We start from the raw sequence: 26163 nt of genomic DNA, 5'->3' as shown, positions 1-26163 counted from the left end.
AACGATCAACCGGATGCAAACGACATGAGCCAGGCAATGCAACCCCAACGCACTTCCCCGTCCCCCGATGCCGCCGTCGTACCTGCGCGAGCGCGCGGCGGCGTGTGGCAGCTGATCAACCGCTCCGGCATCGTGATGGTGTTTCTCGTGCTGTTCGCGACGCTGTCGCTGACCGTGCCGGACTTCCTCACGCCGCGCAACATCCAGGGCCTGCTGCTGTCGGTCACGCTGATCGGCTCGATCGCGGTGACGATGATGTTCGTGCTCGCGCTCGGCGAGGTCGACCTGTCGGTCGCGTCGATCGTCGCGTTCTCGGGCGTCGTCGCGTCGACGCTGATCACCGCGACGCACAGCGTCGTGCTCGGCATCGCGGGCGGCGTGCTCGCGGGCGGCGCGGTCGGGCTCGTCAACGGCGTGCTGATCGCGCGCTGGCGGATCAACTCGCTGATCGTCACGCTCGCGATGATGGAAGTCGTGCGCGGGCTCGCGTTCATCACGTCGAACGGCGACGCGGTGATGATCTCCGAGGAACGCTTCTTCGATCTCGGCGGCGGCTCGTTCCTCGGCATCTCGTATCCGATCTGGAGCAACATCGTCGGCTTCGTCGTGTTCGGCTTCCTGCTGCGCAAGACGGTGTTCGGCAAGAACGTGCTCGCGGTGGGCGGCAACGGCGAGGCCGCGCTGCTCGCGGGGCTGCCGGTGATGCGCATCAAGATCACCGTGTTCGTGCTGCAGGGGCTCGTGACGGGTTTTGCCGGCGTGATGCTCGCGTCGCGGATGAGCCTCGGCGACCCGAAGACGTCGGTCGGTCTCGAGCTCGGCGTGATCTCCGCATGCGTGCTCGGCGGCGTGTCGCTGACGGGTGGTGTCGCGACGATCTCCGGCGTGCTGGTCGGCGTGCTGATCATGGGCTCCGTGCAGGATGCGATGAGCCTGCTGAACGTGCCGACGTTTTACCAATATCTGATACGCGGCGGAATTCTGTTGCTCGCGGTGCTGTTCGACCAGTATCGTCGCAACCAGCGGCGCGCGATGAAGATCTGACCCTGGCGAACGCGCGGCCGCCTGCATAAGCGACAGATATCGGGAGACGGCATGCAACAGATTCATCCGGCGGGGCAGGCGACGCTGCTGGCCGACAGCCGCAACACGCTCGGCGAAGGCGCGACGTGGTGCGACAGGACGCCCGCGCTGTATTGGGTGGACATCGAAGGCGCGCAACTGTGGCGCTGCCGTGCGGATGGCTCCGACCTCACGCCGTGGGCGATGCCCGAGCGGCTCGCGTGCTTCGCGCTGACCGACGACCCGGACGTGCTGCTCGTCGGGCTCGCGACGCATCTCGCGTTCTTCAATTTGCGCAGCGGCGCGTTCACGCGGATCGTCGACGTCGAGCCGGAGCTGCCGACGCGGCTGAACGACGGGCGCTGCGACGGTTCCGGCGCGTTCGTGTTCGGGATGAAGGACGAAGGCAGCGAGCCGCCGCGCGCGGTTGGCGGGTTCTATCGGCTCAATGCCGATCTCACGCTCGAACGGCTTGCGTTGCCTGCGGCCGCGATTGCGAACAGCATCGGGTTCTCGCCGGATGGCACGAAGATGTATTTCTGCGATTCGCTGGTGCGCGAGATTTTCGTGTGCGATTACCGTGCAGGCGGCGATGTCGCGAACGTGCGGCCGTTCGCGCGGCTCACCGATGCCGACGGCGATCCGGACGGCTCGATCGTCGATCGCGACGGCGGCCTGTGGAATGCGCAGTGGGGTGGCCGGCGGGTCGTGCGCTACGGGCCGGACGGTGTCGAGACGGATCGCGTGGCTGTACCGACCGCGCAGCCGAGTTGCACGGCGCTCGACGGTGAGGGCCGCCTGTACGTGACGAGCGCGCGCATCGGGTTGAGTGACGATGCGCTGGCCGACGACCCGCACGCAGGCGGCATGTTCGTCGCGCAGACGCGGCACGCGGGGTTGCCGACGGCGCGGTTTGTGGGAACGCCGCGCGGCTGAGTGCATACGGAAAGCCGTTAATGGGATGCCGCTGACGCAGCGGGTTTCGCGGCCAGGCCGGCGGTCCGCCTGCGCGCGTGAGTGCGCAGCGGCTGTCCGGCATGCCTGGCACCCGCCGTTCCCCTCCCGACGTGCTGGTAAGATGGCCCGCAATTCCATCCCGCCCGCACCATGAGTTCCGCACCAACCAAACCCGCGAATCCGAAGAACGCCACGAAGCCCGCCGCCCGCGCAACGGGCGACAAGCCGAAGGCGCGCGTGCAGCAGCGCCTGACCTACGTGATCGGCGGTCTCGACCGGCTGCTGCGCCGCCACATGACCGACGCGCTCGCCCCGCTTGGCATCACGCTCGCGCAGTACACGGCGCTGTCGGTGCTCGAGGCGCGCGGCGCATCGTCGAACGCGCAACTGGCCGAGCGCTCGTGGATCACGCCGCAATCGGCGAATGAAGTGATGAGCGTGATGGCCGCCCGCGGTTTCGTCACGCGTGAAGCCGACCCGTCGCACGGCCGCATCATCCTGCTCAAGCTGACCGACGAAGGCGCGGCGATGCTGCGTGAATGTGAAGCCGTGCTGCGCCCGCTCGAAAAACGCATGCTCGGTGACATCTCGGCCGACGACGCCGCGCACGTGCAGCGCGCGCTCGAACTGTTCTCGCGCAACCTGCGCGGCTGACCGCTTCCCCGATTTTCACGACACGGGCCCGCCGGGCCCGCGCTCGCTTCGTCCGCGCCATCGACGGCCGCCCGACCGCTCCCTGATTTCCCCGCCGCTTTCTCCGCGTTCCGATCCGGGTTTACACCGGCGCGCGTGCCGCTTGCAATATCAGGTAGCCTGATATTAAATGAAGCCGTCCGCAGCAGGAATGCTGCGCACCGAATCGCACTGGAAACGAACGACAGGAACCGACATGAGCAAGTACGACAACCGCTGGCAGACCGTTGAAGTGAAGGTGGAGGCCGGCATCGCGTGGGTGACGTTGAATCGCCCCGAGAAGCGCAACGCAATGAGCCCGACGCTGAACCGGGAGATGCTGGAAGTCCTCGACGCGGTCGAGTTCGACGACGAGGCGAAGGTGCTGGTGCTGACCGGCGCGGGCGCCGCGTGGACGGCCGGCATGGATCTGAAGGAATATTTCCGCGAGATCGACGGCGGCTCCGACGCGCTGCAGGAAAAAGTGCGCCGCGACGCTTCGGAATGGCAATGGCGCCGCCTGCGGATGTACAACAAGCCGACGATCGCGATGGTGAACGGCTGGTGCTTCGGCGGCGGTTTCTCGCCGCTCGTCGCGTGCGACCTCGCGATCGCGGCCGACGAAGCGGTGTTCGGGCTGTCGGAGATCAACTGGGGCATCCCGCCGGGCAACCTCGTCAGCAAGGCGATGGCCGACACGGTCGGGCACCGCCGCGCGCTGCACTACATCATGACCGGCGACACGTTCACCGGCACCGAAGCAGCGGACATGGGCCTCGTGAACAGCAGCGTGCCGCTGGCCGAACTGCGTGAAGCGACGATCGCGCTTGCGGCGCGGCTGATGGACAAGAACCCGGTCGTGCTGCGCGCGGCGAAGCACGGCTTCAAGCGTTCGCGCGAACTCACGTGGGAACAGTGCGAGGATTACCTGTATGCGAAGCTCGACCAGGCGCAGCTGCGTGACCCGGAGCGCGGCCGCGAGCAGGGTCTGAAGCAGTTCCTCGACGACAAGACGATCAAGCCGGGCCTGCAGGCTTACAAGCGCTGATACAAGCGCGGACGCAGCCGCCGGCTTCCCCGCCGGCGTAATCGCAAGAGACAGGCAAGGCAGGAGACAACATGACCGACAGACGGATGCTGATCGCCGGCGAGTGGTGCAACGCTCGCGACGGCCGCACTTTCGACCGCTTCAACCCCGCGACGGGCGCGCTGGCGTCGCGCGCGCCGGCGGCCGGCCTCGCCGACGCCGACGCGGCGATCGACACCGCGCACCGCGCGTTTCCCGCCTGGTCGGCGCTCGCGCCGACCGAGCGCCGCCGGCTGCTGCTGAAGGCGGCCGACCTGATGGACGCGCGCATCGACGCGTTCATCGCGACCGGCGTGGCCGAAACCGGCGCGACGCCGGGCTGGATCGGCTTCAACGTGACGCTCGCGGCGAACATGCTGCGCGAGGCCGCGTCGATGACGACGCAGATCGCCGGCGACGTGATCCCGTCCGACGTGCCCGGCAATCTCGCGCTCGCGATGCGCGTGCCGTGCGGCGTCGTGCTCGGCATCGCGCCGTGGAACGCGCCGGTGATCCTCGGCACGCGCGCGCTGGCGATGCCGCTCGCGTGCGGCAACACGGTCGTGCTGAAGGCATCCGAAGCGTGCCCCGGCGTGCATGCGTTGATCGGCGCGGTGCTGGATGAAGCGGGGCTCGGCGCGGGTGTGGTCAACGTGATCACGCACGCGGCGGCCGACGCACCCGAACTCGTCGAGCGGCTGATCGCGCATCCGCACGTGAAGCGCATCAACTTCACCGGGTCGACGCATGTCGGGCGCATCATCGCGCGCCACGCGGCGGCGCACCTGAAACCGGTGCTGCTCGAACTCGGCGGCAAGGCGCCGGTGCTGGTGCTCGACGATGCGGATCTCGACGCAGCCGTCGATGCGATCGCGTTCGGCGCGTTCTTCAACCAGGGGCAGATCTGCATGTCGACCGAGCGCGTGATCGTGGCGCGGGCGGTTGCCGATACGCTCGTCGAACGCCTCGCCGCGAAGGCGCGCACGCTGGTCGCAGGCGATCCGCTGGCCGGCCATCCGCTCGGCACGATGGTCGACGCGGCGGCCGCCGCGCGTGCGGCGTCGCTCGTCGAGGATGCGCGGGCGCATGGCGCGAATCTGCCGCTCGGCTGTCGCGTCGAAGGTGCGACGATGCAGCCGGCGATCGTCGATGGCGTGACGCGCGACATGCGCCTGTATCGCGAGGAATCGTTCGCGCCGGTCGTCGCGATCCTGCGCGCGGACAGCGACGACGAAGCGGTCGCGCTTGCGAACGACAGCGAGTTCGGGCTGTCGGCGAGCGTGTTCAGCCGCGATGTCGCGCGCGCGATGGCGGTCGCACGACGGATCGAATCGGGGATCTGCCACATCAACGGGCCGACCGTGCACGACGAGGCGCAGATGCCGTTCGGCGGCACGAAGGCGAGCGGCTACGGCCGCTTCGGCAGCCGTGCGTCGATCGCCGAATTCACCGAGCTGCGCTGGATCACCGTGCAGTCCACGCCGCGGCATTACCCGATATGAGCGAGGCGACGATGAATGTAGCGAAGCCTCCGGGCGAGGCCGCACAAGATACCGGCGGCGTGCGCTATCGCGCGGCGGCCGTCGCCGTCGGCGCGGCCGAGATTCGTCGCGCGGAAAACGGCGCGTGGTACCTGCGTTCGCGCGAACCGCTCGGCGACTACCCGACGCGCCTGACCGACTGCCTCGTGAACGGCGCGCAAGCGCATCCCGATCGCGTGCTGGCCGCGAAGCGCGGCGACGACGGCCGCTGGATCGAGATCACCTACGCGCAGATGCTCGACCGCGCCCGCGCGCTCGGACAGGGCCTCGTCGATCTCGGGCTGTCGGCCGAGCGTCCGCTCGCGGTGCTGTCCGGCAACGATCTCGAGCATCTGCAGCTGATGTTCGCGGCGATGCTGGCCGGCGTGCCGTACTCGCCGATCTCGCCCGCGTATTCGCTGGTATCGACCGACTACGGCAAGCTGCGTCATACGCTCGGCGTGCTGAAGCCGGGTGCGGTGTTCGTCGCCGAACGCGCGCCGTTCGCGCGTGCGCTCGACGCCGTGTTGCCGGCCGATGCGGCGCTGATCGTCGCACGCGACGACGATGCCGATGTCGACGCCGACGGAAAGGGCCGCGCGGTGCCGCTCTCGCACTTGCTCGCCACCCCCCCGCGCACGATCGACGCGATCCACGCGGCGGTCGGCCCCGATCATCTCGCGAAGATCCTGTTCACGTCCGGCTCGACGAAGCAGCCGAAGGCCGTGCCGACCACGCACCGGATGCTGTGCAGCAACCAGCAGATGCTGCGCCAGACGATGCCCGAACTGACGCGCGAACCGCCGGTGCTGGTCGACTGGCTGCCGTGGAATCACACGTTCGGCGGCAGTCACAACCTCGGCATCGCGCTGTACAACGGCGGCACGCTGTATATCGACGACGGCCGCCCGATGCCCGGCCGCTTCGACGAAACCGTGCGCAACCTGCGCGAGATCGCGCCGACGATCTATTTCAACGTGCCGAAAGGCTGGGAAGAACTGACGGCCGCGCTCGAACGCGATGCCGAGTTGCGCGACACGTTCTTCTCGCGCGTGAAGCTGTATTTCTTCGGCGGCGCGGGCCTGTCGCAGGCCGCGTGGGACCGGCTCGACCGCGTGACCCACGCGCATTGCGGCGAGCGGATCCGGATCATGGCCGGCCTCGGGATGACGGAGGCGTCGCCGTCGTGCCTGTTCACGACGGGGCCGCTGATGCGCGCCGGCTATATCGGGCTGCCCGCGCCCGGTTGCGACGCGAAGCTCGTGCCGTGCGGCGGCAAGCTCGAACTGCGTTTCAAGGGGCCGAACGTGATGCGCGGCTACTGGCACGCGGACGTCGATCCGCGCGACGTATTCGACGACGAAGGCTATTACCGCAGCGGGGATGCGGGCGTGTTCGCCGATCCGGCGCGGCCGGAGCTCGGGCTGCTGTTCGACGGGCGGCTGACCGAGGATTTCAAGCTGAGCAGCGGCACGTTCGTCAGCGTCGGGCCGTTGCGCGCGAACGCGGTGTCGAGCGGTGCGCCGTACGTGCAGGACGTGGTCGTCACCGGGATCAATCGCGACGACATCGGGCTGCTGGTGTTTCCGCGCGTCGACGCGTGCCGTGCGTTGGCGCGGCTCGCGGCCGATGCGTCGGTGACCGACGTGCTGCGCGCGCCGGCCGTGCGCGCGGTGTTCGAGCAATGGCTCGTCGAGCTGAACCGGCAGGCGAGCGGCGGTTCGACGTTCGTCGCGCGCATCCGGCTGATCGACACGCCGCCGTCGCTCGATCTAGGCGAAGTGACCGACAAGGGTTCGCTGAACCAGGCGGCCGTGCAGAAGCATCGCGCGGCGACGATCGACGCGCTGTATGACCCGGCGCGGCGCGATCCCGACGTGATTTACGCGTAAGCAGTACGCGCGAGCAGTAAGCAGCAACAAGCACGCACAACGACCGGCCGGCCACGATACCGGCAGGCATGCTTGCGGCCAGTTAATCAGGCTGCCTGATAAAGGCGGCTGTTCGGACGACACCTTGCGCGCCGCATCGCCACTGGCCGGCGACGGCGCGCGGCGGCCGTTACCGGGCCGACCGACTACAAGACATGGGACTGGAGACAGGATGAACACTTACGTTGCCGAAAAACCCACGGTCGCGACCACGCTCGCGCTGTGTTTCGCGATCGCCCTCCTCGAGGGGCTCGACCTGCAGTCGGTCGGCGTCGCCGCGCCGCGCATGGCGCGCGAATTCGGGCTGTCCGTATCGCAGATGGGCATCGCGTTCAGCGCGGGCACCTTCGGGCTGTTGCCGGGCGCGATGCTCGGCGGGCGGCTCGCCGACCGGATCGGCCGCAAGCGCGTGCTGATCGCATCGGTCGTGCTGTTCGGGCTGCTGTCGCTCGCGACCGCGCAGGTATCGACGTTCGCGATGCTCGTCGTCGTGCGCGTGCTGACCGGCATCGGCCTCGGCGGCGCGATGCCGAACCTGATCGCGCTGTCGTCCGAAGCGGTCGAGCCGCGCTCGCGCAGCAGCGCGGTCGCGACGATGTACTGCGGGATCCCGTTCGGCGGCGTGATCGCGTCGGTGATCGGCGTGCTGCTCGCGGGCGACACCGAATGGCGACACATCTTCTACGTCGGCGGCGTGGGGCCGCTGCTGCTCGTGCCGCTGCTCGTGTGGTTCCTGCCGGAATCGCGTGCGTATCTCGACGTAGCGGGCACGCCGGCCGCGCGGTCCAGCGTCGCACGCACGCTGTTCGGCGACGGCCGCACCACGTCGACGGTCGCGCTGTGGGTCAGCTACTTCTGCACGCTGATCGTCCTGTACTTCCTGCTGAACTGGCTGCCGTCGCTGATGGCCTCGCGCGGGCTCGATCGCGCACACGTCGGCCTCGTGCAGATCGCGTTCAACGTCGGCGCGGGGCTGGGTGCGCTCGGCATCGGCGCGGCGCTCGACCGGATGCGCGCGTCGCGCGTGGTGGGCGGCATGTATATCGGGATCGTGCTGTCGCTCGCCGCGCTCGCGGCCGCGCCCGGCTTCGCGTCGCTCGCGGCCGCCGCGTTCGCGGCCGGGATGTTCGTGGTCGGCGGCCAGTCGGTGCTGTATGCGCTCGCGGCGATCTACTACCCGACCGCGATGCGCGGCACGGGTGTCGGCGCGGCGGTGGCCGTCGGCCGGCTCGGTTCCGTCGTCGGGCCGCTCGCGGCTGCGACGCTGCTGGCCGCGGGCCGCAGCGCGCCGGTCGTGATCGGCGCGAGCATCCCCGTCACGCTCGTCGCGGCCTTCGCTGCATTCGTGCTGATTCGCCGCCCGCAAGCCGGCGACTGACGGTTCGTTTTTATCAATGCGCGCCGTCAGAGCGCGCTTACTCAAGGTCTGGAGACGCAACGAATGAAAACGAAGACAAGGAACGGCCTGCTGGCCGCCGGCGCGTGCTGCGCATTTGCCGCGCCGGTCGCGCACGCGCAGTCGAGCGTGACGCTGTACGGGATCATCGACACGGGCGTCGAATACGTGTCGCACGCGAACGCGGCCGGCGACCACGTCGTGCGGATGCCGGGCGTGACGGGCGAGCTGCCGTCGCGCTGGGGGCTGCGCGGCACCGAGGATCTCGGCGGCGGCTATCAGGCGGTGTTCACGCTCGAAAGCGGCTTCAACGTGCGCGGCGGCGATCTCGGCCAGGGCGGCCGGTTGTTCGGGCGCCAGGCGTTCGTCGGGCTGAAGAGCGGTTTCGGCACGCTCGCGTTCGGGCGTCAGTACACGATGACCTATCTCGCGCTGCAGGGCGCGGACATCATCGGCCCTGACATCTACGGGCTCGGCTCGTTCGACGCGTACGTGCCGAACGGCCGCGCCGACAACGCGGTGACCTACGTCGGCGCGTATCGCGGCGTGACGTTCGGCGCCGCGTATTCGTTCGGCCGCGACGGCGCGGGCACCGGCAACTCGCCGGGGCAGGGCACGTGCGCGGGGCAAGTGCCGGGCGACGCGGTGCAGTGCCGCAACTGGTCGGTGATGCTCAAGTACGACAGCGCGTATTTCGGTGCGGCGGCGTCGTACGAGGAACAGCGCGGCGGCACCGGCGCGGCCGCGAACTTCTTCGACGGCGTGGCGCCCGTTCCCTTCACCAGCAGCGGCGGCAAGGACGCGCGCACGCACGTGAGCGCGTATGCGCAGGCGGCCGGCGCGAAGATCGGCGCGGGCTGGATCGGGCGGCGCGTGTCGACCGGTTCGCCGGCCGCGGCGGGTGCGCATTCGGATTTGTTCTTCGTCGGCGCATCGTATGCGGTGAAGCCGGATTTCGTCGTCGACGGCGAAGGCTACCGGATCGTCAACAGCGCGCACGACACACGCGCGACGATGGCCACGCTGCGCGCGACCTATCTGCTGACCAAGCGCACGGCCGTTTATGCGCAATCGTCGTATCTGTGGAACAGCGCGCATGCGCGCTACTCGGTCAGCGGCGGCGGGCCCGGCACGACGCCCGGCGAAGGGATGGGGCAGCTCGGCGCGATGGTCGGCGTGCGGCACATGTTCTGATTCACCGGCGTGACGAACCGAACGGGAGTTATCTTGAACAGGAAATCTGCATTCCTCTGTATTGCGCCGCTGTCCGCCGCCGCGATGCTCGCCGGTTGCGGCGGCGACGACTCGGTGAATTCAGCACCGACGCACCTGAGCGCCGCGACACCGGCCGCGATGGCGCAGACCTGCGACGCGCTCGCCGCGAAGCTCGCGTATGCGAACACGTCGTTCACGTCGGTGACGACCGCGGCTGCCGGCGCGCTCACGGTGGCCGGCAAGCCGATCGCCGAGCACTGCGTGATCGAAGGGAAGATGAACGAGCGCGTGAGCACGGTCGACGGCAAGACCTATGCGATCGGCTTCGAAATGCGCTTGCCGAAGGCGTGGAACGGCCGCTTCTTCTACCAGGCGAACGGCGGCCTCGACGGCAACGTCGTGACCGCGACCGGTGAGATCGGCGGCGGCGGGCCGCTGACCGACGCGCTGAACCAGGGCTTCGCGGTGATCAGCTCGGATTCCGGGCACAGCGCCGCGCAGAACCCGCTGTTCGGCCTCGATCCGCAGGCGCGCATCGACTACGGCTACGGCGCGGTCGATGCGCTCACGCCGATGGCCAAGCAGGTGATCCGGCTCGCGTACGGCAAGGCGCCCGACCGCAGCTATTTCGGCGGCTGCTCGAACGGTGGCCGTCACGCGATGGTTACGGCGGTGCGCAACCCGGCGGACTACGACGGCATCATCGCGGGCGATCCGGGCTTTCATTTGCCGAAGGCGGCGATCGGCGAGATGTACGGCGCGCAGCAGTTCGCGAAGATCGCATCGGCGACCGGCTCGAACGGGCTGCCGGATATCCGCAGCGGCTTCACCGACACGGAGCGGCAGTTCGTCGGCGCGAAGATCCTCGAGAAATGCGATGCGCTCGACGGCGCGGCCGACGGGATGGTGCAGGACGTTGCCGCGTGCCAGGCGCACTTCAGCGTCGATACGGACATCCCGACCTGCGCGAACGGCACGCGCACGGGTGCCTGCCTGACGACCGCGCAGAAGACCGCGCTCGAGAACGTGTTCACCGGCGCACGCAACAGCGCGGGCACGGCGCTCTACGCGGGCTTTCCGTACGATCCGGGCATCGCCGGCGGCGGCTGGGCCGCGTGGAAGCAGTCGAATTCGATCACGCTCGACCCGGCCGCGATGGCGTTCACGTTCATGTCGCCGCCGAAAACCGCCGCGGCGCTCGCGAACCTGCCCGGTTTCGCGCTCGGCTTCGACATGGACAACGACGCGCCGGCGATCTTCGCGACCAGCGGCGTGTACACGCAATCCGCATGGACGTTCATGACGCCGCCCGACGAGACCAACCTGTCCGCGCTGAAGACGCGCGGGGCGAAGCTGCTGGTCTATCACGGCACCGGCGACCCGGTGTTCTCGTTCGACGATACGCGCGACTGGTACTCGCGGGTTGCGCAGGCGAACGGCGGCGATGCGTCGGATTTCGCTCGCTTCTATCCGGTGCCGGGGATGAACCATTGCTCGGGCGGCCCGGCGGCCGACCAGTTCGACCTGCTGACGCCGCTCGTCGCGTGGGTCGAACAGGGGCAGGCGCCGGGTGCGGTGGTGGCCGCTGCGCGCGATGCGACGAACGCGGTGCCGAATGCGGACGTGCCGGCGTCATGGGGCGCGGGGCGTACGCGGCCGTTGTGCCCGTACCCGCAGGTGGCGCGCTACAACGGATCGGGCGACGTGAATTCGGCGGCGAGCTTCAGTTGTCGCTGACGTAGCCGTCGATGGGAGGCGGCCGGCGCATGCATTCGTGCGCCGGTCGCCTCATGCAAGCAACCGCTCACTTACTCGCCCGGTTCGACCGGCACGTCGAGCCCGACCTTCACGCGGCTCATGCTCACCAGCGTCTTGAACCGCTTCACGTTGTTGTTCGCGAAGAACAGCTCGCGCGTGAGCGCGTTGTACTGATCCATGTTGCGCACGGCCAGGATCAGCACGAAATCCCATTCCCCCGTCACGTAGTAGCACTGCTGGATCTGCGGGCAGCGCTCGAAGCTCCGCTTCATCGCGTCGAGCTGGTCGATCTGCTCGCTTTCGACCTCGACGTTGACGACGATCGTCAGCGGATGATCGACCTTGTCCGGCGCGACGACGGCCGTGTAGCGCTCGATCACGCCGTCGTCCGCGAGACGTTTCAGGCGCCGGTTCACGGCCGCGGTCGACAGGTTGACGCGCGCGCCGAGTTCGCTTTGCGGCGTTTGCGCGTCGCGCTGGATTTCCATCAGCAGCTTGCGATCGAACGCATCGAGTGGGGTGGTCATGATGGCGCGTGAAGCCTCGAAAGAATGAGAAATTTTTGCGTGGCGGCCGCCGATTTGGCGATTTTATTGATCCGCATGCGCAATATTATTTTTCGAACCGGCGGCGCGTGCAACCCGTGCGCGCCCGACCCGAACCGACTCACGGAGTGCTGCCCGCCATGCTGATCGCCAACCCCCGCGCCTCGCGCGCCGCCTATCCCCACGCGCTGCGCCGCGTGATGAACATCGCATCGGCCGACGAGAGCGGCGCGTGGCTGTCGCACTGGCCGCTCGTCGGCAACGCGCGCACGCCGCTGCGCGCGCTGCCCGATCTCGCCGCGCGGCTGGGCGTCGCGAGCGTCAGCGTGAAGGACGAGTCGTGCCGCTCGCCGCTCGGCAGCTTCAAGGCGCTTGGTGCGCCGATCGCGCTGGTGCGGCTCGTGAAGCGCCTGCGACGCACGCAGGATCTCGATCCGCAAGGGCTCGTCACCGGCCGCTACGCGGCGGAACTGGCCGACCTGACGGTGATCAGCGCGACCGACGGCAATCACGGCCGCGCGCTCGCCGCCGCCGCGCGTGCGATCGGCTGCGGGTGCGTGATCGTGCTGCACGCAAACGTCGACGCCGAGCGCGAACGCGCGATCTCCGCGTACGGCGCGCGGATCGTGCGCATCGAGGGGAACTACGACGAGTCGGTCGTCTGCGCGGCGCAGCTCGCGCAGGCAAACGGCTGGTATGTCGTGTCGGATACGTCGTACGACGGCTACGAAGCGATTCCGCGCGACGTGATGCAGGGCTATGGCGTGATCGCCGCCGAGGCGGCCGCGCAGGCGGCTGAGGACGACGGGCGGCCGTTCACGCACGTGCTGCTGCAGGGTGGCGTGGGCGGCCTCGCCGCGGGCGTCGCGAGTTACCTGTGGGAGCGCGACGGCGTGCAGCGGCCGCGTTTCGTCGTCGTCGAGCCGCGCCAGGCCGACTGCCTGTACCAGAGTGCGCTCGCGGGGCGCGCGTCCAGGGCGACCGGCAGCGTCGACTCGGTGATGGCCGGGCTCGCGTGCGGCGAGGCGTCGCCGCTGGCGTGGGACTTCCTCGAGATGTGCATCGACTACTTCATGCTGATCGACGACGAAGACGCGGTGCAGGCGATGCGCGGCCTCGCGGTTGGCAGTGAACGCGACGTGCCGCTCGTGGCCGGCGAATCGGGCGCGGCCGGCGTCGCGGGGCTCGAGGTGCTGATGCGCGACCCGGCGCTCGCGCGGCAGGTGGGGCTCGATGCGCACTCGCGCGTGCTGGCGATCAATACGGAAGGCGCGACGGCGCCGTCCGTGTACCGGAACTGCGTCGGCGAAACGGCCGATGCCGTGCTCGCGCGGCAGCGCGCCTGGCTGGACCGCGCGGCAGTGGCGGCCTGAACGACATCCCGACCGATCCCGATCGACCACGACTGACGAGGCCAACGCGATGGACGCAACCGAAGAAAGCACGCTGCAGGGGCAACTGAAGGCCTGGCGCCGTCACTTGCACCAGCATCCGGAGACGGGTTTCGAAGAGGTGAACACGTCGGACTACGTCGCGCGCATCCTGACGACGCTCGGGCTCGACGTGCATCGCGGGATCGGCGGCACGGGACTCGTCGCGAACCTGACGGCCGGCACCGGCAAGCGCGCGATCGGCATCCGCGCGGACATGGACGCGCTGAACATCGCCGAGCACGCGCCGGGCCGCGAACACGCTTCGCGCACGCCCGGCAAGATGCATGCGTGCGGGCACGACGGCCACATGTCGATGGTGCTCGGCGCCGCGCAGCTGCTGGCCGAGCGCAAGGATTTCGACGGCACCGTGCGTTTCATTTTCCAGCCGGCCGAGGAGCACGGCCGCGGCGCGAAGGCGATGATGGCCGACGGGCTGTTCGAGCGCTTTCCGGTCGACGCGATCTTCGGCGCGCACAACATGCCGGGCATGCGCGCGGGCACGTTCTCGACGCGTGCGGGCGGCATCATGGCGAGCGAGGACAACTTCGTGATCCGGATCGACGGGCGCGGCACGCACGCGGCGCGCCCGCACATGGGCATCGATCCGATCGTGATCGGCGCGCAGGTCGTGCTCGCGCTGCAGACGATCGTGTCGCGCAATCTCGATCCGGGCGAGCAGGCCGTGATCTCGTGCACGGAGTTCATCACCGACGGGCTGCGCAACGTGCTGCCGTCGACGGTGACGATCAAGGGCGACACGCGCAGCTATTCGCGCGACGTGCAGGCGCTGCTGGCCACGCGGATGCGCGAGATCAGCGAAGGGATCTGCCGCACGCACGGCGCGGCCTGCACGTTCGAGTACACGCACGAGTTCGCGCCGACGGTGAATTCGCCGGAATGGGTCGACACGGCCGTGCGGGCCGCGGCGCAGGTGGCGGGCGCGGAGAACGTGGACGCGAACGTCCAGCCAATGATGATTTCGGAAGACTTCGGCGCGTTCTTGCAGGCCGTACCCGGCAACTTCGTCTTCATCGGCAACGGCGAGGCCGCCGGGCGCGGCGGCGTGCCGCTGCATAACGCGGGCTATGACTTCAACGACGAGATCCTGTCGATCGGCGCGCGGTATTTCGAGGCGGTGGCGCGGCAGGCGTTGAAGGCGGCGTAGCGCATCGCTGCATGAGGCGGATGCGACGGGAAACGGTTCGCTGTGCGGCGGTCCGTTTCACTGTCACGCGACACGAGCGACGCCGCAGCCGCAGGCAACACATCGTGGCCGCGCTCGCGCGATGTGTTGCCTGCCGCGAATGTCACTGCATCACACCAGCTCGCCGAGACACGCGTCGAACTGCGCGACGAGCCGGTCGACATCATCGGCCGTCGTCTGCGGACATACGAGCATCATGTTGTGGAACGGCGTGATCAGCACGCCGCGATTCAGCAGGTACAGGTGCACGATGTGTTCGAGCTCGCTGTCGAGCTGCGCGCCGGCGATCGTGCCGTTGCGCGGCGGCACGGGCGCGAATTGAAACTCGGTGCGCGCACCGATGCGCGTCACGCACCACGGCAGTTTGTGTTTCGCGATCGCCTGTTCGAGCCCCGTCGCCAGCCGCGCGGCGAGTTCGAACATATGCGCATAGGCCGCGTCGGTCGCGACTTCGGCGAGCGTCGCACGCATCGCATGCATTGCGAGCATGTTCGCGGTGAGCGTCGTGCCGATCCCCGAGTGGCCGGGCGGCGCGTTCAGCTTCGCCTGCTTCGCGCGTTCCGCGAATTCGGCGCTGAACCCGTACACCGCGCACGGCACGCCGCCCGCGATCGGCTTGCCGACCACCAGCATGTCCGGCTCGAGATCGTGCGCGACCGCATAGCCGCCCGGGCCGCTGCTGATCGTGTGCGTTTCGTCGATCACGAGCAGCGTGCCATGGCGGCGCGTCAGTTCGCGTGCCGCCTCCCAGAAGCCCGGATCGGGCAGCACCATCCCGATGTTCGTCATCGCGGGCTCGGCGAGCACGCAGGCGACATCGCCGCCTTTCAGCGCGGCTTCGAGCGCGGCGAGGTCGTTGAATTCGACGACGCGCGTGTTCGCGAGCAGGTCGTAGGACTGCCCGAGCAGGCTGTCGCGCTGCACGGGGCGGCCATCGACGAGATCGACGAACACGTCGTCGACGGTGCCGTGATAGCAGCCGTTGAACACGACGATCGTGTTGCGGCCGGTGGCCGCGCGCGCCCAGCGCAGCACGAAGCGGTTCGCGTCGCTCGCGCTCAACGCGAATTGCCAGACCGGCAGCTTGAAGCGGCGCGCGAGTTCGCGCGACACCCACGCGGCATCCTCGCTCGGCAGCATCGTCGTGTAGCCGCGCATGGCCTGCTCGACGAGTGCCCGCGCGACGGGTTCGGGCGCATGGCCGAACATCGCGCCGGTGTCGCCGAGGCAGAAGTCGGCATAGCGGTGGCCGTCGACGTCGGTGAAGGTCGCGCCGCGCGCTTCTTTCACATACAGCGAGAACGGCGTCGACCAGTCCTGCATCCAGTGCAACGGCACGCCGAACAGCAAGTGCTCGGACGCTTCCGCGGACAGGGCGCGGGAGACCGGCATGGCTTCGGTGAATGCACGGCGCTCGCGATCGAACAGCGCGCGGGCGCGGATGAGGTCGACTCCGTGGCGGGAAGGCAAAGGCAGCTCCTGGGCTGTGAGGATGACGAAGACGATAGCGCGGAGCTCGGGGGGCTGAATAGAGGCGGAATTACGGAGGCGGACGCAGGTGCTCGGACGCGGTGATTCAATGATGCGCATGTTGACGTGCGAGCAGCACGAAGGCCAGGCTCATGTTTCCATTCGATTCAATTTGATTGGGAGATAGCATAGGTAAATAAAAAACGGAAATCGGCATAAAGGTTTCCATGTATTTGATTCCGGTTTTTCGCAACCTATCGTTGACGCATGTCGTTGCGTGAATATGTCCACATGGCTAGGTGAATACTGCCTTACGGGAGGGTGGCGGCAGGGTGGGCAGGCTGGCGAAAGGGTATTGCCGGCCCCGTGCGCGCAATGGCGTAAATGGCATTCCACGGGGATATTGCATTCAAATTTCGAGATACTGGAATATCGACTTTGAATGGAATGGGCGGAATGTTTTGTCCGAATCGAACCGCTCATGGGCGGCGTTCGGATTTCACGAAGCGGCCTGAATATGGAATAGAAAAATGAAGATCGGCAAATACCTCATCGCGGCGGGCGCATGCATTGCATTCACCGGCCTCGCCCAGGCGGGCCCGACGTCGCCGCACGCCGTCGTCAAGACGATCCGGCTGACGGCGCACATTGGCGACAGCCTGTTCGTGTCGACCTCGGGCGATGCGGCCGCCCATGGCGTGGTCGAGCTGAATGCGACGGACGGTTCGCCGCAGACGTTCGGCGCAACGCTGCCGATCCACGTCTACACGACGAATCCCGACGTCCGCGTCGCGCTGCTGCAGCCGCTGAGGCTGTCGAACGGCCGCTACGACATGACCGACGCGAAGGTCGTGCTGGCGGACAAGGCCGGCGGCGCGGACATCGCGCACGACGGCGCGCGCACGCTCACCCTGGTCAAGCCCGGCATCAATGGCTACGACGAAACCCGCAACCTGACGATCCGTGCCAATGCGCCGGCTACGCGCGGGGCAGCCGGGATCAACGGAAGCTATCGGGGCGATCTGGTGCTGATGTTCGAACCGGTCGCGTCGGCGGGGGACGATACGATCCCGGGCGGCGGGGTGGCGGCGGTAGACAAGTAAGGATCTGGCCGGCCGGGTTGCTGCAATAAAAGTTTTTGCGCATAAACCGACAGCGGCACGACTGGCCGCTGTCGTATTGCATGGAAAGTTAACGTGTGCTCACAGTCGGGCTGTTTCGTTCGACGTGTGTTCGGCGCCGGTCCATGGTGTGCCGACGTCGCTGCGAACGACGGGAGCGTCGACGCGCGGTGCCGGTGAGTGGGTGCTCGCTTGGCGGTGCCTGGCGCTTCCCGTTCGCAGCAGCGGCACGCTACGCCAGCGTCTTGACCATGTGGTGTTCGTCGTAGAACCGCCCATCGACGAACATCGAGCGCGGTTCCGTCCCGAACCGCACGAACCCTTGCGACGCATACAGCCGCTCCGCGGTGGCGTTGACCTCGTTCACGCACAGCATCAGTTGCTTGCAGTCCCATTCCCGCGCCGCGTGCGTGGTCGCGCTTTCGAGCAGCGTTTGCGCGATGCCTTGCCCGCGATATGCGGGATCGACGAACACGCCCCAGATCGTCGCCTTGTGCGCGATCTTCACGCGCGCATCGCGGCGCACGCCGGTTATGCCGACGAGCGTATCGCCGTCGAACGCACCGTACACCGCACGTTCACGGGTCGGCGTGATGCGCGTCGCGAATTCGTCGACCGGCACCTGGGATTCTTCGTCGAGCGTCGGCAGGAAGGAGGTGGGGGCGGTGTCGACCGCACGCAGGCGAACGATCTGGAAACGGGCGGCGTCGGCCGCATCGAGCAGGCGGGTGGTGATCGTCATCGGGGTCGTTCCGGTTGATGGTCGTGCATGCCGGCGCGAGCCGCTGGGGCCGCGGGATGCATCGTCCTTATCGTAATAGGAATCCCGGTGTTGCGCGGCGACGTTCGGCACCGCCGCGTGATCGCATTCAGACCGTCAGATCGCGTCGCGCGGCCGCCTGGCATCGCCGTCGACGCAGCACGCGAGCACCTCGGCATCGGTGTCGCCGAGGCTCAGGTACACGTGCCCGACCGCACTGTCGAAATACAGGCTGTCGCCGGCGCCGAGCCGGTACGCATGGCCGTTCTCGAAGCGCAGCTCCAGCTCGCCGCTCAGCACGAACACGAACTCCTCGCCGCTGTGCCGGATGTAGTCGGCGAAGTCCGACAGCTTGCGCGCATGAATGCGCCCGCGCACGGGCACCATCCGCTTGCCGGTCAGGTCGTTCGCGAGCATCCCGTACGCGTAGTTCGGCGTGTCATAGACCATCTGCTGGCCGGCCGGCGTGAACGACGGCGTCATCGCGCCGGCCGGCGCGGGGCGCCCGAACATCGTGTCGAAGTCGAGCGCTAGCGCATGCGTGAGCGCCGCGAACTTGTCGTAGGTGAGCGCGATGTCGCCGCGCTCGGCCTTCGAAATCGTCGACACCGCGATACCGGAGCGCTCGGACAGTTGCGCGAGCGTCAGGCCGCGCGACTTGCGCGCGTCGCGCAGCCGCGCGCCGACCGTCTGGTGGTCGAGCTGCGGCGCGGCGTCGGTGGGCGGCGGAACGGGGACGGTGGATTTGGGCATGCGGATACGGGGCGCGGCGTCCGTGACGTGAATACGGGTTTTATCGTATACGAGAATAAATTTTCTCGTATATGATAATTTTCGTCGAAATCGCCGACGGTGGGCGTGACGGCCACTCTAGCATCGGACGGCGCGAAACTCGCGGGGCCGGTGCGGCCGGCGTGAACGACACGTGTGCGTATCGGCGCAGCTCGCCCGTGCGGCGGTTGCCCGACGATTCCGCACACGGCAGCGGCTTTCCCAGCCATTTATTTTCCCGGCCGGTCGCGGCCGGCCTTGCGAAGGTGCAAACCATCATGTCCAGTGAAATCCAACGTCTGCAGACGAGCGCACGCATGAGCCAGGTCGTGATCGCGAACGGCTTCGTCCACCTGGCCGGCCAGGTGCCCGATACGGCCGGCGCGCCGATCGCCGTGCAGGCGACCGAAATCCTCACGCGCATCGACGCGCTGCTCGCATCGGCCGGCATCGACAAGACCCGCGTGCTGACGGCCAACATATGGCTCAGCGATGCCGCGCACTTCGACGCCTTCAATGCGGTGTGGGACGCGTGGGTGCCGGCCGGCCACGCGCCGACCCGCGCCTGTGTGCAGGCGTTGCTGATGAAACCCGGTCTCGACGTCGAGATCGCCGTGACCGCGCTCGCCTGACGCCCGCGCCGCGCGCCCCGAGGCACTCACGATGACATTCGACACGCTCGTTCTCGGCGGCGGCATGATCGGCGTGTCCGTTGCCGTGCACCTGCAACAGCGCGGCCTGTCGGTCGCGCTCGTCGACCGCAAGGCGCCCGGCAACGAGACGTCGCTCGGCAATGCCGGGCTGATCCAGCGCGAAGGCGTGTATCCGTATGCGTTTCCGCGCGGCTTCGGCACGCTGCTGAAATACGCGTGCAACCGCTCGCCCGATGTCCGATATCACTTTGGCGCGCTGCCGAAACTGATTCCGTTCCTGTACCGCTACTGGCGCAACTCGCATCCGGCGCGCCATGCGGAGATCGCGCGCGCGTATGCGCCGCTGATCGAACACTGCGTGACCGAGCATCGCGCGCTGATCGACGCGTCCGGCGCCGGCGCATTGCTGCGCGAAGGCGGGTGGCTGAAGGTGTTCCGCACGGCCGCGACGCGCGATGCCGAAACGCGTGACGCCGAGCGCTGGCGCGCCGAATACGGCGTGACCTTCGACGCACTCGATGCGGCCGCGCTGCGCGACGCCGAGCCGAACCTGAGCCGCGCGCTGGTCGGCGCGCTGCGCTACACGGGCTCCGATTCGATCAGTGATCCGAATGCACTCGTGACCGCGTATGCGCGCCGCTTCGAGCAGCTCGGCGGCCGCATCCTGACCGGCGATGCGCTGACGCTGTCGGCCGCGAACGGCTGGCGCGTCGACACCGCGCAAGGCCTGGTCGATGCGCGCGCGGCGGTCGTCGCGCTCGGGCCGTGGTCGGACCTGCTGTGCGAACGGCTCGGCTACACGCTGCCGCTCGCGGTCAAGCGCGGCTATCACATGCATTACGCGGCGCAGCCGGGCGCGCGGCTGAACGGGCCCGTGCTCGATACCGACAGCGGCTTCCTGATCACGCCGATGACGCGCGGCATCCGCCTCACGACCGGCGTCGAGCTCGGGCTTTGCGATACGCCGCCGACACCCGTCCAGCTCGCCGCCGTCGAACCGGTCGCGCGCGAGCTGTTTCCGCTCGGCGCGCGCGTCGACGGCGCGCCGTGGCTCGGCCGCCGGCCGTGCACGCCCGACATGCTGCCCGTGATCGGTGCGGCGCCGCGCCACCGCGGTCTGTGGTTCGCGTTCGGGCATGCGCATCACGGTTTCACGCTCGGCCCCGTGACCGGCCGGCTGATCGCCGACCTGATGACCGGCACGCAGCCGTTCGTCGACCCGACGCCGTTTCGCGTCGAACGCTTTCTGCACGGCCGCTGAACCGGCGACCGTGCGCTGCAGCAGGGCGGCCGGCACACGACGCCGGCCGCTCCATCCAGCGGCCGGCCGATCCGGCTCGCCGCGACGATCAACGACTGGAGACAACATGCAACAGCACACGATGCGGCGCGAACTCGGCGCGCGCCAGATTTCGTTCATGGCCCTCGGCATGGCCATCGGCGTCGGTCTGTTCCTCGGCTCGGCGTCCGCGATCAAGGCGGCCGGCCCCGGCGCGCTCGTCGCCTATCTGATCGGCGGCGCGATGATCTTCCTGATCATGCGCGCGCTCGGCGAGATGGCCGTGCATCGGCCGGTGTCCGGCTCGTTCGGTGCGTATGCGTTCGAATATGTCGGGCCGTTCGCCGGCTACGTGGTCGGCTGGAGCTACTGGCTGCTGATGGTCGGCGTCGGCGTCGCGGAGACGACCGCCATCGGCATCTACATGGGCTTCTGGTTTCCGGATGTGCCGCAGTGGCTGTGGGTCGTGTCGGCGATCGCCGCGATCTCGGCGTTCAACCTGCTCAACGTGAAGGTGTACGGCGAGCTGGAGTTCTGGTTCGCGATCGTGAAGGTCGTGACGATCGTGCTGATGATCGCGGGCGGCGCGCTGATCGTGTTCACCGGGATCGGTCATGGCGGCGAGCCCGTCGGGCTGTCGAACCTGTGGCGCCACGGCGGCGTGTTTCCGCACGGCGTGCTCGGGGTCGTGAGCGCGCTGCCGATCGTCGCGTATTCGTTCGCGGGCGTCGAGATGATCGGCCTCACCGCCGGCGAGGCGCGCGAGCCGCAGAAGATGATCCCGCGCGCGATCAACTCGGTGCTGTGGCGCATCCTGATCTTCTACGTCGGCGCGCTGTTCATCATCATGGCGCTGTATCCGTGGCACGAGCTCGGCGAGCATGGCAGCCCGTTCGTGACGACGTTCGAATCGCTCGGGCTGCGGCAGGCGGCCGGCATCGTCAACTTCGTGGTCGTGACGGCCGCGTTGTCGAGCTTCAACTGCATCGTGTTCAGCGGCGCGCGCATGCTGTCGAGCATGGCCGGCAACGGCCTCGCGCCCGCGTCGTTCGCGGCGCTGAGCGCAAGCGGGTCGCCGTCGCGCGCGGTGCGGGCGACCGTGCTGTTCATGTCGGTCGGCGTGGTGCTGAACTATGTGATTCCGGCGCGCGTGTTCGGCTGGCTGATGTCGTTCCTGTCGTTCGACGTGGCCGTGATCTGGGCGATGATCGTGCTGACCCACATGCGGTTCCGGCGCGCGCTGGCCGCGCGCGGCGAGACGGTGGCGTTCCGCATGCCGTACGCGTCGGTCACGTCGTGGATCTGCCTCGTGTTCGTCGCGTTCGTGTTCGTGATGCTCGGCGTCGATCCGTCGACGCGCGGGTCGCTGTATGCCGGCGCGGCGGTGATGGCGCTGATGGCGATTATTTACCGGCGTTCGCGGCACCTGCAGGCGGCAGCGCGGTCGACGCGCGTCGGGCTTGGCGTCGAGCGGGTGTGACGCCGATGCCCGGGGCACCGGTGCGGGTGAGCGTGGGAGTGATCGCGCGACGGGGGCGTTGCGGGCGAGGGTGTCGCGGAAATATCGGCGGCGCGTGATGCGCGCCGCGCGGGCATGAAGATCGAGAGCGAGGTGAAACAGGCGCGCCGTCGCGCCGAACCGGTGCCCGACGCCGAACGCGCGACGAGGCGCCCGATCAGGTCAGGCGCTCCGCATCGGAATCAATAACGCGACAATTGATTGCCGTTGATCTGCACGCGATCGCCCGGACGCAGGTTGCCCGGCGACTGCACGTCGAACGAGCGCATCGTGCCGTCGCTGACCTGCACGTCGATCCGGTAGCTACTCGGGCCTTGCGCGGCGCCCATCTGCTGGCCGATCTGGTTGCCGGCCACCGCACCGCCGAGCGCGCCGATCACGGTGGCCGCATCGCGGCCGTGACCGCGGCCGAACTGGTTGCCGACCAGGCCGCCGACCAGCGCACCGACGACGGTGCCGGCGACGCCCGACGGGCCGACCGAGCCATTGACCGGCTGGATGTTCGAGACCGTGCCGTATTGCGTGCCGTAGCCGTTGCCGTACTGCTGCTGATTGCCGTACTGGTCATACGGCTGCGACCCGTATTGCTGCGGGTTGCCGTACTGATCGTACGGCTGCGGCGCCTGGTTCGGATACGGCTGTTGCTGCTGCACGTAACCCGGTTGCGAATACGCGGGCTGCGCGTAGCCGGGCGTCGCGTATTGCTGCTGTTGCGGATACCCCGGCTGCGCGCCGTAGTAACCCGGCGCGACGCAGGCGGTCAGCGGAAGCGCCGCGACGGCGACGAGCGAGGCGAACAGAACGGTCTTCGTGGAAGGCATGCGCATCATGATGATTCCTGCATCGGCAACGGGTTCGCCGACGAATGCCGGAACGGGTGGCGAACTCGGCGTGAGTATAAGGAATGGCCGGAGGCGCGTCCGGTGCGGCCGGGTAACAACGTGTAAAGTCTGTTGCCGCGTAAATCGCCGCGCGGGCGGCGCGCGAAAGCGACGCCCGGCAAGGGCGTGACACGCCTTCCGGACATCCGCATTCCGGTGATGCCGATACTGCGCGACCTTCGGCCTTTCCGCCGTCTTCCCCGTGATCCCGCCCCATCCCCGTGCCAGGCCCGGCGGCCGCGCGCGCCGCGCATCGCGAAATCGAATGCGCGGCATCGCGACATTTAATTGGCCTCGGGCGACGGCGTCCGATATCGTGGCCGGATTCCCTGTCAACGGTCGCGCCGTGCCGGCTGCGGTGCCTTCCCCTGTCCGCGCCGGCGACGTGCCGCGACCGCCCCACATTCCGAGCCATGACCGATCGTCTCTTCATCAACGCCGTCGACGCCGGCGGCCAGCCCATCCACCTCGTCGTCCGTGACGGCCGCTTTGCCGCGATCGGCGCCGATTGCGCCGCCGCGCCCGGCGCGGAAACGATCGACCTCGACGGCCGCGTCGTGCTGCCCGGCTTCGTCGACGGCCACATCCACCTCGACAAGAGCTTCGTCGGCGATCGCTGGGTGCCGCACGAACCGGTCGGCACGCTGCGCGAGCGGCTCGCGGTCGAGAAGCGCCAGCTCGCGGCCGCGCCGCCGATCGTCGAGCGTGCGAACGCGCTGATCGCGCAGGCCGCCGCCTTCGGCACGGTCGCGATGCGCAGCCACGTCGACGTCGATGCAACCACCGGCCTGTCGAACCTGCAGGCCGTGATGGCCGCGCGCGAGCAATGGCGCGGGATCGTCGATATCGAACTCGTCGCGTTTCCGCAGGCCGGCGTCGTCACGTGCCCGGGCACCGCCGGGATCCTCGACGCGGCCGTGCGCGAAGGCGCGGAAGTGGTCGGCGGGATCGACCCGACGACGCTCGACGGCGATGCGGACGGCCAGCTCGACATCGTGTTCGGCATCGCCGAGAAGCGCGGCGCGAAGATCGACATCCACCTGCACGAGCCGGGTGAAACGGGCATCGCGCAGCTGCTGCGGATCGCGGCGCGCACGCGCGGGGCGGGGCTCGGTGGCCGCGTGAACGTGAGCCATGCGTATGCGCTCGGCCAGGTAAGCGATGACGACGTGCAGCGCACGGCGGCGGCACTGGCGGAAGCCGGCGTGTCGATCCTGACGAATGCGCCGGGCGACTGCGCGTTTCCGCCGGTGCAGGCGCTGCGCGACGCGGGCGTGCACGTGTTCGCGGGCAACGACAACATCCGTGACGCCTGGTGGCCGTACGGCAACGGCGACATGCTGCAGCGCGCGATGATGGTCGGCTATCGTTCGGGCTTCTACACCGACGAAGCGCTCGGCATCGCGCTCGACATGGCGACGCACGCCGGTGCGCGCGTGATCGGCAAGGACAACTATGGAATCGCAGTCGGCTGCGATGCGACGTTCGTCGCGGTGCGTGCGCCGAATGCGGCGGCGGCCGTCGCGGGCGTGCCGGCCGAGCGCTGGGTGTTCCGTCGCGGCGAAAGCGACACCGGCGCGCCGTTCGCTCCCGCGCTGCGCTTCACGCGCTGACCGACCTGACCGGCGGCACGGCATGCGCCGTGCCCCCTTCGCACTGAACGCACTCACTGCACTGACCGACCTCACCGGAACCGACATGACGAACCTGCTGATCCGCAACGTCCGCCCGAACGCCGACGCCGCGCTCGACATCCTGATCGAAGGCGATCGCATCGCGCGCGTCGGCCCGTCGCTCGACGCGCCCGCCGGCTGCGCGATCGAGGACGGCGCGGGCGCGCTCGCGCTGCCCGGCCTCGTCGAAGGCCACACGCACCTCGACAAGACGCACTGGGGCATGCCGTGGTATCGCAACCAGGTCGGGCCACGCCTCGTCGACCGCATCGAGAACGAGCGCCACTATCGCGCGACGAGCGGCCATGACGCGGGCGCCGCGTCGCTCGCGCTGGCGCGTGCGTTCCTCGCGGCCGGCACGACGCGCATCCGTACGCACGTCGACATCGATACCGAAGCCGGGCTGCGGCATCTGCACGGTGTGCTCGCGACCCGCGAGACGCTGCGCGGGCAGGTCGAGATCCAGATCGTCGCGTTTCCGCAATCGGGCGTGCTCAAGCGGCCGGGCACCGCTGCGCTGCTGTCCGAAGCGCTGGCCGCCGGCGCCGATCTGCTCGGCGGGCTCGACCCGTGCGCGATCGAAGGCGATCCGGTCGAAGCGGTGGACGTGCTGTTCGCGATCGCCGAGCGTCACGGCCGCGGGCTCGACCTCCATCTGCACGAGCGCGGATCGATGGGCGCGTATTCGCTCGACCTGATCCTCCAGCGCACGGCTACGCATGGCATGCAGGGCAAGGTGACGATCAGCCACGGGTTCTGTCTCGGCGATATCGCCGAACGCGAGCGCGATGCGTTGCTCGCGCGGATGGCCGAACTCGGCGTCGGGCTCGTCACGACCGCGCCCGCGGCGGTGCCCGTGCCGCCGGTGGCCGCGTGCCGCGCGGCGGGCGTGACGGTCATCGGCGGCAACGACGGCGTGCGCGACACGTGGACGCCGTACGGGTCGCCCGACATGCTCGAACGCGCGATGCTGATCGGCATGCGCAACGATTTCCGCCGCGACGATGCGCTCGAAGTCGCGCTCGACTGCGTGACGCACGGCGCGGCGCGCGGTTGCGGCTTCGACGGTTACGGGCTGCAGCCGGGCAGCCGCGCGGACGTCGTGCTGGTCGACGCGCTGACGTTCGCCGAGGCTGTCGTTGCGCGGCCGGTGCGGCGGCTCGTCGTGTCGTCGGGGAAGATCGTCGCGCGCCACGGCGCGCTGGTCTGAGTGAAGCGTGAGCGCAGCGTCGCCCCGGTATGATCGGGTTTTCAGCGGGATTGCCCGGGAGACGACG

Annotated in this window: 22 protein-coding genes; 17 read left to right on the top strand and 5 right to left on the bottom strand. The window is 68.6% G+C overall.

The window, feature by feature from the left end; all coding sequences use genetic code 11:
• The first annotated feature begins 24 nt into the window (after positions 1–24).
• The 9 genes from araH to LGM89_RS30235 all read left to right on the top strand — a co-directional run bounded on the left by araH (position 25) and on the right by LGM89_RS30235 (position 11556).
• A complete protein-coding gene (araH, locus tag LGM89_RS30275) occupies positions 25–1044 on the top strand; it encodes an L-arabinose ABC transporter permease AraH (protein ID WP_089428760.1) in 1020 nt (339 codons plus the stop codon).
• Positions 1045–1095: 51 nt separating this feature from the next.
• On the top strand, positions 1096–1998 hold the full coding sequence (locus LGM89_RS30270) for an SMP-30/gluconolactonase/LRE family protein (protein WP_226274864.1): 903 nt from the start codon (positions 1096–1098) through the stop codon (positions 1996–1998).
• Between the two features lie 171 nt (positions 1999–2169).
• Positions 2170–2673 carry a MarR family winged helix-turn-helix transcriptional regulator gene (locus LGM89_RS30265; RefSeq protein WP_226274863.1) on the top strand — a complete coding sequence of 168 codons (504 nt, stop codon included), beginning with the start codon at positions 2170–2172 and terminating at the stop codon, positions 2671–2673.
• Positions 2674–2908: 235 nt separating this feature from the next.
• Positions 2909–3739, top strand: a complete 831-nt coding sequence (locus LGM89_RS30260) for a p-hydroxycinnamoyl CoA hydratase/lyase (RefSeq protein ID WP_226274862.1) — start codon at positions 2909–2911, stop codon at positions 3737–3739.
• Between the two features lie 71 nt (positions 3740–3810).
• Positions 3811–5259 carry an aldehyde dehydrogenase gene (locus LGM89_RS30255; protein WP_226274861.1) on the top strand — a complete coding sequence of 483 codons (1449 nt, stop codon included), beginning with the start codon at positions 3811–3813 and terminating at the stop codon, positions 5257–5259.
• The gene (locus LGM89_RS30250) at positions 5256–7169 is read left to right on the top strand and encodes a feruloyl-CoA synthase (protein WP_413227487.1); all 1914 of its coding nucleotides are present in this window, start codon (positions 5256–5258) and stop codon (positions 7167–7169) included. Before LGM89_RS30255 ends, LGM89_RS30250 begins: the two co-directional genes overlap by 4 nt.
• Before the next feature lie 211 nt (positions 7170–7380).
• Entirely contained in the window at positions 7381–8586 is a 1206-nt protein-coding gene (gene mhpT, locus LGM89_RS30245; protein ID WP_089495959.1) for a 3-(3-hydroxy-phenyl)propionate transporter MhpT, read from the top strand.
• A gap of 63 nt (positions 8587–8649) precedes the next feature.
• Positions 8650–9798, top strand: a complete 1149-nt coding sequence (locus LGM89_RS30240) for a porin (RefSeq protein ID WP_226274859.1) — start codon at positions 8650–8652, stop codon at positions 9796–9798.
• Between the two features lie 33 nt (positions 9799–9831).
• The gene (locus LGM89_RS30235) at positions 9832–11556 is read left to right on the top strand and encodes a tannase/feruloyl esterase family alpha/beta hydrolase (RefSeq protein ID WP_226274858.1); all 1725 of its coding nucleotides are present in this window, start codon (positions 9832–9834) and stop codon (positions 11554–11556) included.
• 71 nt (positions 11557–11627) lie between these two features.
• Here the strand turns inward: LGM89_RS30235 and LGM89_RS30230 are convergent, their stop codons facing one another.
• Positions 11628–12104 carry an Lrp/AsnC family transcriptional regulator gene (locus LGM89_RS30230; protein WP_226274857.1) on the bottom strand — a complete coding sequence of 159 codons (477 nt, stop codon included), beginning with the start codon at positions 12102–12104 and terminating at the stop codon, positions 11628–11630.
• Positions 12105–12262: 158 nt separating this feature from the next.
• Between LGM89_RS30230 and LGM89_RS30225 the strand changes: the two genes are divergently transcribed.
• Both LGM89_RS30225 and LGM89_RS30220 read left to right on the top strand, forming a co-directional pair.
• Positions 12263–13495, top strand: a complete 1233-nt coding sequence (locus tag LGM89_RS30225; RefSeq protein WP_226274856.1) for a diaminopropionate ammonia-lyase — start codon at positions 12263–12265, stop codon at positions 13493–13495.
• A gap of 49 nt (positions 13496–13544) precedes the next feature.
• Positions 13545–14720, top strand: coding sequence for a M20 aminoacylase family protein (locus tag LGM89_RS30220; protein WP_226274855.1), 1176 nt, complete (start codon positions 13545–13547; stop codon positions 14718–14720).
• Between the two features lie 150 nt (positions 14721–14870).
• Here LGM89_RS30220 and LGM89_RS30215 read toward each other — a convergent pair whose 3' ends face one another.
• A complete protein-coding gene (locus LGM89_RS30215; RefSeq protein WP_226274854.1) occupies positions 14871–16229 on the bottom strand; it encodes an aspartate aminotransferase family protein in 1359 nt (452 codons plus the stop codon).
• A 530-nt stretch (positions 16230–16759) separates the two neighbouring features.
• Here LGM89_RS30215 and LGM89_RS30210 point away from each other — a divergent pair.
• Positions 16760–17332 carry a hypothetical protein gene (locus tag LGM89_RS30210; RefSeq protein WP_089495965.1) on the top strand — a complete coding sequence of 191 codons (573 nt, stop codon included), beginning with the start codon at positions 16760–16762 and terminating at the stop codon, positions 17330–17332.
• Positions 17333–17582: 250 nt separating this feature from the next.
• Here LGM89_RS30210 and LGM89_RS30205 read toward each other — a convergent pair whose 3' ends face one another.
• Together LGM89_RS30205 and LGM89_RS30200 are read right to left on the bottom strand one after the other, a co-directional pair.
• Complete coding sequence (locus LGM89_RS30205; protein WP_226274853.1) at positions 17583–18092, bottom strand: GNAT family N-acetyltransferase; 510 nt, start codon at positions 18090–18092, stop codon at positions 17583–17585.
• Positions 18093–18227: 135 nt separating this feature from the next.
• On the bottom strand, positions 18228–18863 hold the full coding sequence (locus tag LGM89_RS30200) for a helix-turn-helix domain-containing protein (RefSeq protein ID WP_047902159.1): 636 nt from the start codon (positions 18861–18863) through the stop codon (positions 18228–18230).
• Between the two features lie 296 nt (positions 18864–19159).
• Between LGM89_RS30200 and LGM89_RS30195 the strand changes: the two genes are divergently transcribed.
• The 3 genes from LGM89_RS30195 to LGM89_RS30185 all read left to right on the top strand — a co-directional run bounded on the left by LGM89_RS30195 (position 19160) and on the right by LGM89_RS30185 (position 22293).
• Positions 19160–19513 carry a RidA family protein gene (locus LGM89_RS30195; protein WP_089475899.1) on the top strand — a complete coding sequence of 118 codons (354 nt, stop codon included), beginning with the start codon at positions 19160–19162 and terminating at the stop codon, positions 19511–19513.
• 31 nt (positions 19514–19544) lie between these two features.
• Positions 19545–20795, top strand: coding sequence for an NAD(P)/FAD-dependent oxidoreductase (locus tag LGM89_RS30190; RefSeq protein ID WP_226274852.1), 1251 nt, complete (start codon positions 19545–19547; stop codon positions 20793–20795).
• 106 nt (positions 20796–20901) lie between these two features.
• Positions 20902–22293, top strand: coding sequence for an amino acid permease (locus LGM89_RS30185; protein WP_089433510.1), 1392 nt, complete (start codon positions 20902–20904; stop codon positions 22291–22293).
• A gap of 221 nt (positions 22294–22514) precedes the next feature.
• Here LGM89_RS30185 and LGM89_RS30180 read toward each other — a convergent pair whose 3' ends face one another.
• A complete protein-coding gene (locus LGM89_RS30180) occupies positions 22515–23162 on the bottom strand; it encodes a glycine zipper 2TM domain-containing protein (RefSeq protein ID WP_089428777.1) in 648 nt (215 codons plus the stop codon).
• A 464-nt stretch (positions 23163–23626) separates the two neighbouring features.
• On the opposite strand from LGM89_RS30180, the gene LGM89_RS30175 reads away from it, so the two are divergent.
• On the top strand, positions 23627–24826 hold the full coding sequence (locus LGM89_RS30175) for an amidohydrolase family protein (protein ID WP_226274851.1): 1200 nt from the start codon (positions 23627–23629) through the stop codon (positions 24824–24826).
• Positions 24827–24911: 85 nt separating this feature from the next.
• Positions 24912–26096 (top strand): amidohydrolase family protein, encoded by a 1185-nt coding sequence (locus LGM89_RS30170; protein WP_226274902.1) that lies wholly within the window; start codon positions 24912–24914, stop codon positions 26094–26096.
• Positions 26097–26163: the final 67 nt, after the last annotated feature.

The organism is Burkholderia sp. AU31624 (genome assembly GCF_020420065.1).
GTDB lineage: Bacteria > Pseudomonadota > Gammaproteobacteria > Burkholderiales > Burkholderiaceae > Burkholderia.
This window is presented reverse-complemented; position numbering and strand designations above follow the sequence as displayed.

Bases quoted from the DNA above. Each gene is read 5' to 3' on its own strand.
- araH (WP_089428760.1), top strand. From the start codon at position 25: ATGAGCCAGGCAATGCAACCCCAACGCACTTCCCCGTCCCCCGATGCC.
- LGM89_RS30270 (WP_226274864.1), top strand. From the start codon at position 1,096: ATGCAACAGATTCATCCGGCGGGGCAGGCGACGCTGCTGGCCGACAGC.
- LGM89_RS30265 (WP_226274863.1), top strand. From the start codon at position 2,170: ATGAGTTCCGCACCAACCAAACCCGCGAATCCGAAGAACGCCACGAAG.
- LGM89_RS30260 (WP_226274862.1), top strand. From the start codon at position 2,909: ATGAGCAAGTACGACAACCGCTGGCAGACCGTTGAAGTGAAGGTGGAG.
- LGM89_RS30255 (WP_226274861.1), top strand. From the start codon at position 3,811: ATGACCGACAGACGGATGCTGATCGCCGGCGAGTGGTGCAACGCTCGC.
- LGM89_RS30250 (WP_413227487.1), top strand. From the start codon at position 5,256: ATGAGCGAGGCGACGATGAATGTAGCGAAGCCTCCGGGCGAGGCCGCA.
- mhpT (WP_089495959.1), top strand. From the start codon at position 7,381: ATGAACACTTACGTTGCCGAAAAACCCACGGTCGCGACCACGCTCGCG.
- LGM89_RS30240 (WP_226274859.1), top strand. From the start codon at position 8,650: ATGAAAACGAAGACAAGGAACGGCCTGCTGGCCGCCGGCGCGTGCTGC.
- LGM89_RS30230 (WP_226274857.1), bottom strand. From the start codon at position 12,104: ATGACCACCCCACTCGATGCGTTCGATCGCAAGCTGCTGATGGAAATC.
- LGM89_RS30225 (WP_226274856.1), top strand. From the start codon at position 12,263: ATGCTGATCGCCAACCCCCGCGCCTCGCGCGCCGCCTATCCCCACGCG.
- LGM89_RS30220 (WP_226274855.1), top strand. From the start codon at position 13,545: ATGGACGCAACCGAAGAAAGCACGCTGCAGGGGCAACTGAAGGCCTGG.
- LGM89_RS30210 (WP_089495965.1), top strand. From the start codon at position 16,760: ATGAAGATCGGCAAATACCTCATCGCGGCGGGCGCATGCATTGCATTC.
- LGM89_RS30205 (WP_226274853.1), bottom strand. From the start codon at position 18,092: ATGACGATCACCACCCGCCTGCTCGATGCGGCCGACGCCGCCCGTTTC.
- LGM89_RS30200 (WP_047902159.1), bottom strand. From the start codon at position 18,863: ATGCCCAAATCCACCGTCCCCGTTCCGCCGCCCACCGACGCCGCGCCG.
- LGM89_RS30195 (WP_089475899.1), top strand. From the start codon at position 19,160: ATGTCCAGTGAAATCCAACGTCTGCAGACGAGCGCACGCATGAGCCAG.
- LGM89_RS30190 (WP_226274852.1), top strand. From the start codon at position 19,545: ATGACATTCGACACGCTCGTTCTCGGCGGCGGCATGATCGGCGTGTCC.
- LGM89_RS30185 (WP_089433510.1), top strand. From the start codon at position 20,902: ATGCAACAGCACACGATGCGGCGCGAACTCGGCGCGCGCCAGATTTCG.
- LGM89_RS30180 (WP_089428777.1), bottom strand. From the start codon at position 23,162: ATGATGCGCATGCCTTCCACGAAGACCGTTCTGTTCGCCTCGCTCGTC.
- LGM89_RS30175 (WP_226274851.1), top strand. From the start codon at position 23,627: ATGACCGATCGTCTCTTCATCAACGCCGTCGACGCCGGCGGCCAGCCC.
- LGM89_RS30170 (WP_226274902.1), top strand. From the start codon at position 24,912: ATGACGAACCTGCTGATCCGCAACGTCCGCCCGAACGCCGACGCCGCG.